Source organism: Streptomyces sp. NPDC059917 (assembly GCF_042730635.1).
GTDB lineage: Bacteria > Actinomycetota > Actinomycetes > Streptomycetales > Streptomycetaceae > Streptomyces.
Genome location: NZ_JBHWLC010000044.1, coordinates 64789 through 72143, shown reverse-complemented (window position 1 = coordinate 72143; position 7355 = coordinate 64789). Strand labels below are relative to the sequence as shown.

Genomic DNA, 7355 nt, shown 5'->3' with positions numbered 1-7355 from the left:
GCGCGGCGGCCCGCCGCGCACCCAGGAACACCGATCCCCAAAGGCTGGACCATGACCACCATCGCCCAGAACGTCGTGCACTCGGAGAAGGCAGAGGAGTTCCCCACCGGCCTGCCGGAGGAGCTGCGGGGGCTGCCCGAAGGCGTGCCCCGCTACGACCCGAACGACCAGGTCGAGACCGCGGTGATCCGGCGCCTCGTCGGCAACTGGCACCGCAGGGCCACCGTCAAGCGCGACGAGCCGGACCTCGACGAGCTGTTCGAGATGGACCGGCCCGACTACCCCGAGGGCATCCTGCCCTTCCACGACCACCCCACCTACCAGGCGCTGGACCCGGCGAAGAAGTCGGAGCTGATGAGCTGGGCGTGGATCGCGTACAACCGGCACACGATCATGGCCGAGCAGAAGGTGGCCAACCCGGCGTTCGCCCTCGTCATGGAGGGGGAGTACCCCATGCTCCAGGACGAGGCGCTCAACATCTCGCTGGCACAGGCCATGGTCGACGAGCAGTACCACACGCTCATGCACCTCAACGCGAGCGCGCTCACCCGCCGTCGGCGCGGTCGCGCCATGCCCGACAACGACCTGCCCATCTCGCACACGGCCCGCGAACACCTGCGGCTGCGCGAGGGCGCTTCGCACCGCTGGCAGAAGTCGCTGACCACGCTCGCCTTCGCGACCGTGTCCGAGATCTCCATCAACGCCTACCTCGACCTGCTGGCCGACGACCCGCACATCCAGCCGGTCAACAGCAGCACCGCCAAGCTGCACAACCGCGACGAGTACTGCCACGCCTCGATCTCCGCCGTCCTGGCCGAGATGGTCCACGACAAGCTCGACGCCGAACAGGGCAAGTTCTTCCGCGACATGCTCTTCGAGGGGCTGGAGGCGTTCGTCGCCACCGACTACACCACCTGGCACCGGATCATGGACCTCGCCGAGATCGAGGGCGGCCACGCGATGCTGGCCGACTGCCAGGCCGAGACGAGCCGCAAGCGCCTGGTGCGCGACTACACGGGTCTGCACACCCTCATCGAGCGGATGGGCGTGCAGGAACTCGTCGAGTTCGACTGGTCGAAGTCCCACGTCGCACGCTGACGCCCCGCCGATGTCGCCGCAGCAGAAGAGGAATTGAGACTTCCGGTGAAACACTACGCCAACGAGCGGCTCGCTCAGCTCGCACAGGATCGCGGCATGCCCGCGGAGTACGTGCGTGACCTGCGCGTGGTCGGCAGCGTCCTCCCGTTCAAGGTCAACGAGTACGTGGCCGACGAGCTGATCGACTGGTCGGCCGCGCCGGACGACCCGATCTTCCGACTGACCTTCCCGCACCGGGACATGCTCCCGGCGCACGTCTTCGACCGGATGGCCGCGCTGCTCGACAACGGCGCCCCGCGCGGGGAACTGCGCCTGGCCGCCGCGGCCGCGCAGCTCGAACTCAACCCGCACCCCGGCGGCCAGCTGGAGGCCAACGTCCCCGAGCTGGACGGCCGTCGCCTCGACGGGCTCCAACACAAGTACGCCGAGACGGTGCTGGTCTTCCCCTCCCAGGGGCAGACCTGCCACTCGTACTGCGGATACTGCTTCCGCTGGGCGCAGTTCGTCAGCCAGGCGGAGCTGCGCCAGGCGCTGCGCGACCCGGCCGACCTGACCGGCTACCTCGCCGGACACCCCGAGGTCACCGACGTGCTCTTCACCGGCGGCGACCCGATGATCATGCGCACCGAGGTGATCCGCCGCTGGGTGGAGCCGCTGCTGGAACCGGGCACCGAAGCGATCCGCACCCTGCGGTTCGGCACCAAGGCCCTGTCGTACTGGCCGGCGCGCTTCACCACCGGCGAGGACGCCGACGACCTGCTGCGCCTCTTCGAGCAGGCCGTCGCCGCGGGCCGCCACGTGGCCGTCATGGCGCACTTCTCCCACCCCCGGGAGCTGGAGACCGAGGCGGTACGGGACGCCATAGCCCGGATCCGGTCCACCGGTGCGGTGATCCGCGCCCAGGCGCCCCTGGTGGCGCACGTCAACGACGACGCGGCCGCCTGGGCCCGCATGTGGCAGATGCAGGTCGACCTCGGCATCGTCCCCTACTACATGTTCGTGGAGCGGGACACCGGGGCGCGCAACTACTTCGGGCTGCCCCTGGTGCGCGCCCTGGACATCTACACCGAGGCGCTGCGCGGGGTCTCCGGCCTCGCGCGCACCGCGCGCGGCCCGGTCATGTCGGCCGGACCGGGCAAGGTGATGATCCACGGCACCGCCGAGGTCGGCGGCGAACGCGCCTTCGTCCTCAGCTTCCTGCAGGCCCGCCGCCCCGAGTGGGTCGGCCGCCCCTTCTTCGCCGCCTACGACGAGCACGCCCAGTGGTACGACGACCTCAAGCCGCTGTCCGCCTCCGGGGCCGCCTTCCCGCCGTTCCCGGAGCTGACCGCATGAGGCTCGCCGTCCACGAGATCCGGCTCACCGACCACGACGTCTGGCGCAGCGCCCGCGAGGCCATCCCGGTGCAGCCGGGCCTCCTCGTCGAGCTCTCGTCCGGCGGCCGCTCCGGCTTCGGCGAGGCCTCGGCCTTCATGACCGACCGCTACAACTCCTCCCTCGCGGCCATGCACGACGACCTGCGCCGGGTCGCGGCCACCGTGCGCGCGCTGCCCGCCGACGACCCCGAGGGCAGCTGGGCCGTGCTGGCCCCGCTGCTCGCGGGCTCGCCCTTCCTGCTGGCCGCGCTCGACGTCGCCGCGCACGACCTCGCCGCCCGGCTGGCGGGCGTACCGCTCTGGCGCCACCTGGGCGGGGAGGAGCCCGGCGCCCTGCACTCCAGCTACAGCATCGGGCTCGACGAGACCGACGTGATGGTGCGCAAGCTGCGCGAACAGCCGGGCTGGCCCGCCTACAAGGTCAAGCTCGCGGCCCCCGGCGACCTGCACGTCCTTCGGGCGCTGCGCGAGCACACCGACGCCCCCTTCTTCGTGGACGGCAACTGCGGCTGGGATCCGGCCGCGACGCTCGACGCGCTGGAGGACATGCGCGCCCTCGGCGTGGAACTCCTGGAGCAGCCGTTCCCGCGCGAGCGCTGGGAGGACGCCGCCGCGCTCAAGGCGGCCTCACCGATCCCGGTGTACGCCGACGAGAGCATCACCGGGCCCGACGACCTCGACGCCTGCGTCGAAGCGTTCCACGGGGTCAACCTCAAGCTGATGAAGGCCGGGGGCATCACCCCCGCACTGCGGATGCTGCGCCGCGCACGCGCCGCGGGCCTGGGCACGATGCTCGGCTGCATGCCGGAGTCCAGCGCGGGCGTCTCCGCCACCGCCCACCTCGGACCGTACGTCGACCACCTCGACGCGGACTCCATCGCGCTGCTCGCCGTCGACACCGGCGTCGGGGTGCTGCTCGACGGCCAGGGCCGGATCACCCTGCCGCAGGCTCCCGGCACCGGCTTCGTCCCCGACTTCGCGGGACCCGCCTTCACCGTGCGGCCCACCCTGGGCGGGCGCGCCGGTTGGGACGGCGGCGCCCTGGCCGTCTACCGCGAGGCGGTGCCCGTCGCCGCCCTCGTCGAACGCCGTCGGCCGCTGCCCGGGAAGGGACCGAGCGACGCGGTGCGCCGGCTGATGGAGTTCTCCTTCGAGGAGGGCGCGAGCGCGCAGGAGATCGCCGCCCTGCTCCGCACGGCCGTCACCCGCGCCGTCGCCGACGGCGCCGACACGGTGTGGATGCGTTCCGAGCGCGCCGCCGGTTTCGCCGAAGCGGCCCGCACCACCGGTTTCGCCGCGGCGACGCCGGTCGCCGAATCCCTCTTGGTCTGGAAGGCACCCGCATGACCAGCGCCCCCGCATCCCCGACCACCACCGCGCCCGCCGCCGGGGCCGGCCCGGTGACGGCGGCCGTCGCCACCGCCACCGCGGTCGCCGCGCTGCGCGCCGCGGGCGTCCCGCAGGACGACGCCCGCGACGTGGCCGCCGCCCTCACCGAGACCTCGCTGCGCGGCATCGACACGCACGGCCTGCGCCTGCTCCCGCAGTACCTCACCGAACTCGAACAGGGCATCGCCACCGCCCGCCCCGACATCAGCGTCGTGCGGGACTCCGGCGCCGCCGTGATGCTGGACGCCGACGGCGCCCTCGGCGTGGTCGCGGGCCTGGCCGCCGCCCGGATCGCGGCCGAGCGCGCCCGCGTCCACGGCGTCGCCGCCGTCGGCGTGCGCAACTCCAACCACTTCGGCGCCGCCTCCGTCTACAGCCGCCACCTCGCGGCCCAGGGCCTCGTCGGCATCGTCACCACCTCCGCGGCCTCCCGCGTCGCGCCCTTCTCCGGCACCACCCCGCTGTACGGGACCAACCCGCTCAGCTTCGCCGCCGCCGACGACGGCGACGAGTTCGCCCTCGACATGGCCACCAGCCAGGTCTGCTTCGGCGAGATCAAGGAGCGGCGCAAGCACGGCCGCGCCCTCGACGCGGGCTGGGCCACCGACGCCGAAGGCCGCCCCGCCACCGACCCCGAGGACGCGTACGCGCTCTCCCCGCTCGGCGGCTACAAGGGCCAGGGCCTCGCCATGGTCGCGACCCTCCTCGGCGCCGTCCTCACCGGCTCGCCGGCGGACTGGCACCTGGAGCACATCGGTGAATCCGCCCCCGGCCGCAGCCGCCAGGTCGGCCACTTCCTGATCTGCCTGGACCCGGCCGCGTTCGGCGGCGCCGAGAGCTTCGCCGCCGGTTTCGCCGACCTGGTCGGCACCACCCGCGCCACCCGGCCCGGCGTCGAGGCCACCCAGCCCGTGCAGGTCCCCGGCGACCCGCAGCGCCGCAGCGCCGAGCGGCGCGCCGCCGAGGGCATCCCGCTCGACCCGCACACCGCGGGCGCCTTCGCGGAGCTCGCCGCACTCCACGGAACGGGAGCGGACGCATGATCCTGGTCCTGCTCAGCCCGCGCAACGCCGGGCTGCCCTTCGCCGAATGGCTCGGCGAGGAGGCGGGCCGGCTGCTCGCCGTGACCGCGCGGGGCGTCGACCCCGGTCCCGGCTTCCAGGCCGTGGAGACCGTCGCCGACTACTTCGACGACACGGCGGTACGGGAGGCCGCGCGCCGCCTGTGCGAGCGGTACGGGGTCACCCGCGTCCTGGCCCTCGCCGAGGTCGACGTGGAGCGCGCCGCCGCCCTGCGCGAGGAGTTCGCGCTGCCCGGCCAGCGCCCCGAGAGCGCCCGCGCCTACCGGGACAAGGTCCGGATGAAGGAGCTCGCCGCCGCGGGCGGCATCCGCGTCCCCGCCTTCGCCCCGGCCGACTCCCCGGCCGACGTCCTCGCCTTCATGGCCGCCCACCCCGGCCCGGTCGTCGTCAAGCCGCGCGGCGGCTCCGGCTCCACCGGCGTGGCCGTCCTGGACACCCCCGACGACCTGCCCGCCGTCGCCGACCGGATCCGCGCCGGCGACCACGAGGTGGAGGAGTTCGTCGCCGGCCGGTTCTTCCACGTCGACGCCCTGCACGCGGGCGGCGACCCGGTCGTCTCCGTCCCCTCCCTCTACACGGACGGCGGCTGCCTCTCCCACTGGACCGACTCCGGCAACGGCAGTTGGACCCTGGAGCGCGCGGACCCGCTGCACCGCAGGCTGGTGGACGAGACGTGGCGGCTGGTGGCCGCGCTGCCCGCCGCGCCCGCGCTCTTCGTGCACGCCGAGTTCTTCGTGACCGACGCCGACGAGATCGTGCTGTGCGAGATCGCCGGCCGGGTCGGCGGCACCCCGATCCCCGCCATGCTGGAGGCCGTGCTCGGCCTGGACCCGCGGCACCTGTGGGCCAGGATCGAATGCGGGCTGCCGGTGGACCTGGACGCCGTGCGCGCCCACGCCGACGCCGCCCCGCTCGTGGCCAACTTCGGCCTGCCGCCGCGCAACGGCCGCATCACCCGGGTGCCCGCCGAAGCCCCGGACGGCACCCGCGACTTCGCGGTCCTCGCCGAGCCGGGCGAGGACTGGGGCGGCGCCCGCTACGCGGGCCGCAAGTCCGGCGACTTCATCGCCACCTGGCTGGTCACCGCCGCCCACGAAGGCGAACTGCTGGCCCTCCTGGCCAAGACCGAGGCCGACACCGAAGCCGCCTTCGGCTGGGACCTCGCCGACGCGGCGGTCGAGGAGGAGCGGTGAAGTACTCCGCCAAGGTCCTCGACGCCGCGAGCCGCCCCACCGCCCGGGAGTTCCCGGCGCTGGAACGGCCCCCCGTCATCTGGGACGACGACCGCTGGTGGCGGTTCACCGAACGCACCGACCTGCACGAGACCCACTACCTCGCCGTCCACGCCGCGGACGGCGCCCTGGTGGCCCTCGCCCCGCTGCTGCTCACCCGGGACGGCGGCGGCCTGCTCTTCTACGACGTCCCCAAGATGACCGGGAACCTCGGTGCCTTCGGCGACCCCGCACACCTCACCGAGGCCGAGCGCACCCGCTGGGAGGAGCTGACCGCCGCCCTGGCGCAGGCCCGCCCCGCCCAGTACCCCTCCGTCGCGCTGTCCGTCTTCGGCTCCCACCACGGCATCGTGCACGCCACCGGGCGCACCGCGGACGAGCGCCGCGAGGTCCTCGCCGAACTGCCGCGGCTGCTGGAGGACGCGGCCCGGTTCCTGGGCTGCGCCAGCCACGCCCTGCTGTACGCGACCGACGAACAGGCCGGGACCCTGGGACCCGCCGCCGCGGACCTCGGCCACGTCCCGGCCGTCCTGGGCGCCGAGTCCGTCCTGCGCCTGGACGCCCCGGACTGGGACACCTACCTGGCCACCCTCGTCAGCCGCAAGCGCAAGCGCGCCAACCGCGAACTGCGCGAGTACGCCGAGGCCGGATTCACCACGGTGATCCGCGAGGGCGCCGACGCCCTCACCGGCCCCGTCGTCGACCTCCAGGTCGCCCTGCGCGCCAAGTACGGCCTGCCCGGCGGGCGTCCGCGCGTCGAGCGGGACTTCGCGGCGATCCGCGAGACCGTCGGCGACAGCGCCCTCGTCCTCAGCGCCGAACGCGACGGCGAGACCCTCGGCTTCGTCCTCTACCTCCGTTCCGGCGACGCCCTCTTCGGGCGCACCGCCGGCTTCGACGACGACCGGGCCAAGGGCGTCTACTTCGCCCTCACCTACCACGAGACCATCCGCTGGTCCCTGGCCAACGGGGTCCGCGACATCTGGTACGGCCTCGCCGCCTACGACGCCAAGAAGCTGCGCGGCTGCGACCTCGAACCGCGCCACGGCTGGTTCCACTTCACCGGCGAGGGCCACCAGGTCCTCACCGAGACCGTCCGCCTCCAGGGCGACGGCGAAAACGGCCGGCTGCGCGGCCTCGGCCCGAACAGCACCACCCCACAAGGAGACTGAGCCGAC

Annotated in this window: 6 protein-coding genes; all 6 read left to right on the top strand. The window is 73.8% G+C overall.

Features of this window, described 5'->3' with window-relative positions; translation table 11 throughout:
• Positions 1–51 precede the first annotated feature (51 nt).
• The 6 genes from ACFWAR_RS24465 to ACFWAR_RS24440 all read left to right on the top strand — a co-directional run bounded on the left by ACFWAR_RS24465 (position 52) and on the right by ACFWAR_RS24440 (position 7349).
• The gene (locus tag ACFWAR_RS24465; RefSeq protein ID WP_385780855.1) at positions 52–1098 is read left to right on the top strand and encodes a diiron oxygenase; all 1047 of its coding nucleotides are present in this window, start codon (positions 52–54) and stop codon (positions 1096–1098) included.
• 96 nt (positions 1099–1194) lie between these two features.
• Positions 1195–2433: a KamA family radical SAM protein gene (locus ACFWAR_RS24460; RefSeq protein WP_385780852.1), complete on the top strand. Its 1239-nt coding sequence runs from the start codon at positions 1195–1197 to the stop codon at positions 2431–2433.
• A complete protein-coding gene (locus ACFWAR_RS24455) occupies positions 2430–3821 on the top strand; it encodes a dipeptide epimerase (RefSeq protein ID WP_385780850.1) in 1392 nt (463 codons plus the stop codon). Before ACFWAR_RS24460 ends, ACFWAR_RS24455 begins: the two co-directional genes overlap by 4 nt.
• Positions 3818–4906 (top strand): Ldh family oxidoreductase, encoded by a 1089-nt coding sequence (locus ACFWAR_RS24450; RefSeq protein ID WP_385780847.1) that lies wholly within the window; start codon positions 3818–3820, stop codon positions 4904–4906. Before ACFWAR_RS24455 ends, ACFWAR_RS24450 begins: the two co-directional genes overlap by 4 nt.
• Positions 4903–6138 carry an acetyl-CoA carboxylase biotin carboxylase subunit family protein gene (locus ACFWAR_RS24445; protein ID WP_385780844.1) on the top strand — a complete coding sequence of 412 codons (1236 nt, stop codon included), beginning with the start codon at positions 4903–4905 and terminating at the stop codon, positions 6136–6138. The genes ACFWAR_RS24450 and ACFWAR_RS24445 overlap by 4 nt, the downstream gene beginning before the upstream one ends.
• Complete coding sequence (locus ACFWAR_RS24440; protein ID WP_385780841.1) at positions 6135–7349, top strand: GNAT family N-acetyltransferase; 1215 nt, start codon at positions 6135–6137, stop codon at positions 7347–7349. Before ACFWAR_RS24445 ends, ACFWAR_RS24440 begins: the two co-directional genes overlap by 4 nt.
• Positions 7350–7355 lie beyond the last annotated feature (6 nt).

Excerpts from the sequence above, each read along its gene's own strand:
- ACFWAR_RS24465 (WP_385780855.1), top strand. The coding sequence starts at position 52 with ATGACCACCATCGCCCAGAACGTCGTGCACTCGGAGAAGGCAGAGGAG.
- ACFWAR_RS24460 (WP_385780852.1), top strand. The coding sequence starts at position 1,195 with ATGCCCGCGGAGTACGTGCGTGACCTGCGCGTGGTCGGCAGCGTCCTC.
- ACFWAR_RS24455 (WP_385780850.1), top strand. The coding sequence starts at position 2,430 with ATGAGGCTCGCCGTCCACGAGATCCGGCTCACCGACCACGACGTCTGG.
- ACFWAR_RS24450 (WP_385780847.1), top strand. The coding sequence starts at position 3,818 with ATGACCAGCGCCCCCGCATCCCCGACCACCACCGCGCCCGCCGCCGGG.
- ACFWAR_RS24445 (WP_385780844.1), top strand. The coding sequence starts at position 4,903 with ATGATCCTGGTCCTGCTCAGCCCGCGCAACGCCGGGCTGCCCTTCGCC.